The organism is Paracraurococcus ruber (genome assembly GCF_004353985.1).
Classification (GTDB): domain Bacteria; phylum Pseudomonadota; class Alphaproteobacteria; order Acetobacterales; family Acetobacteraceae; genus Paracraurococcus; species Paracraurococcus ruber.
On record NZ_SMOA01000525.1, the window covers coordinates 1 to 1912 of the forward strand.

A 1912-nucleotide genomic window follows, 5' to 3' on the forward strand; every position below is an offset into this window, starting at 1 on the left:
CCGCGCCGGCCGGCCGCGCCGTGCCGGCCCGCGCCGCCGCGGAATCGCGCGCCCTGGTCCGCGTCAGCGCGCCGGAGCTCGCCCGCCGGTCGCAGCTGGAGGTGACGCGTGGCCGCCTGCTGATCGCCGCCGCCGGCTTCACCGTGCTGTTCGGCGCGGTCGGCCTCAAGCTCTCGCTCGCCACCATCATCGATCCGACGCAGCCGAAGCTGCGCGCCGCCCCGCGCGTCCCGACCGGGGAGCCGACGGTGGGCCGCGCCGCCATCCATGACCGCAACGGGGAAGTGCTGGCGGTCTCCCTGCAGGTGACGGAGCTCTACGCCAACCCGCAGGAGATCAACGACCCGGTCGGCACCGCCGACCGCCTGCTGCGCGTGCTGCCGCATCTCGACCGGGACCGGCTGATCGCCCGCATCACCCCGCGCACCGTGGGCGAGAGCGAGCGGCCGGTGCAGTTCGCCTACATCGCCCGCAACCTGCCGCCGCGCATCCAGCAGGCGGTGAACGACCTCGGCATCCCCGGCTTCCACTTCCGTCCCGCCGAGCGGCGCTTCTACCCGCAGGGCCGGTCGGCGGCGCATGTGCTCGGCCAGGTGGACGTGGACGGCCAGGGCATCGCCGGCGTGGAGAAGAGCTTCGACGAGCGGCTGCGCAACGACCGCACGCCGCTGCGCCTGTCGCTCGACATCCGCGTGCAGGTCGCGCTGCGCGAGGCGGTGGACCGGGCGATCGCCGACTTCAACGGCATCGGCGGCGCCGGCGTGCTGATGGACATCAACACGGCCGAGGTGCTGGCGATGGTCAGCCTGCCGGATTACGACGCCTCCGACCCCGGCGGCCTGCAGAAGCGGGCCGAGGCGGCGGAGAGCCCGATCCGGCTGGTGGCCAACCGCGCCCCGGCCGCCGCCGCGGCGCCGAAGCAGGACCAGGACCCGCGCTTCAACCGCGCCACCGTCGGCCTGTACGAGCCGGGCTCGACCTTCAAGCTGCTGACCGCCGCCATGGCGCTCGACTACGGCACGGCGAACATCTGGAGCAGCTTCGACGCGTCCCGCCCCATCCGCTACGGCCGCTTCACCATCAGCGACTACAAGGGCAAGAACCGCGTCCTGATGCTGCCCGAGGTGATGGCCTATTCCTCCAACCTCGGCGCCGCGCACATGGCGATGGGCGTCGGCCCGACCCGGCACCGCGAGTTCATGGTCCGCCTCGGCATGACCCAGCGGCTGCAGCTGGAGCTGCCGGAGACCGCCCGCCCCCTCGCCCCCGGGCCGAAGGACTGGCGCGACATCAACACCATGACCGTCGCCTTCGGCCATGGCATCTCGGTGACGCCGCTGCATGTCGTCAACGGCATCTCGGCGCTGGCCAATGGCGGCATCCTGCGGCAGCCGACCCTGCTGGCGCAGCCGGACGGCGCGGCGCGGGACGGGGTGCGGGTGATCTCCGAGCGGACCTCGGAGACCATGCGCCGGCTGATGCGGCTGGTCGTCACCGACGGGTCCGGCAAGGGCGCCGATGTCGCGGGGTATTTCGTCGGCGGCAAGACCGGCACGGCGGAGAAGACCGGCCCGCGCGGCGGCTACCTCGAGAACAAGCGCATCGCCGCCTTCGTCGGCGCCTTCCCGATGAACCAGCCGCGCTACGCCATCTACGTCATGGTGGACGAGCCGAAGCCGAATGCCCGCAGCCATGGCTACGCCACGGCCGGCTGGGTGGCTGCGCCGGCCGCCGGCAGCGTGATCGGCCGCGTCGCCCCCATCCTCGGCATGGTGCCGGAGACCGAGCGGATCCCGCAGATCCAGCAGACCATCGCCATCCCGCTGCAGCCGGGCCGGCCCGCCGCGGCACGCCCGGGCACGCCGGCGCCACCGCCGCGGCCCAACACCCCGGCGGCGGCGCCGCAGCCGCC

The 1912-nt window shown here is 73.8% G+C and carries 1 protein-coding gene; it reads left to right on the forward strand.

The features are described 5' to 3' along the window. The coding region (locus E2C05_RS31455; protein ID WP_133223534.1) for a peptidoglycan D,D-transpeptidase FtsI family protein at positions 1–1912 on the forward strand (1912 nt) is incomplete at both ends.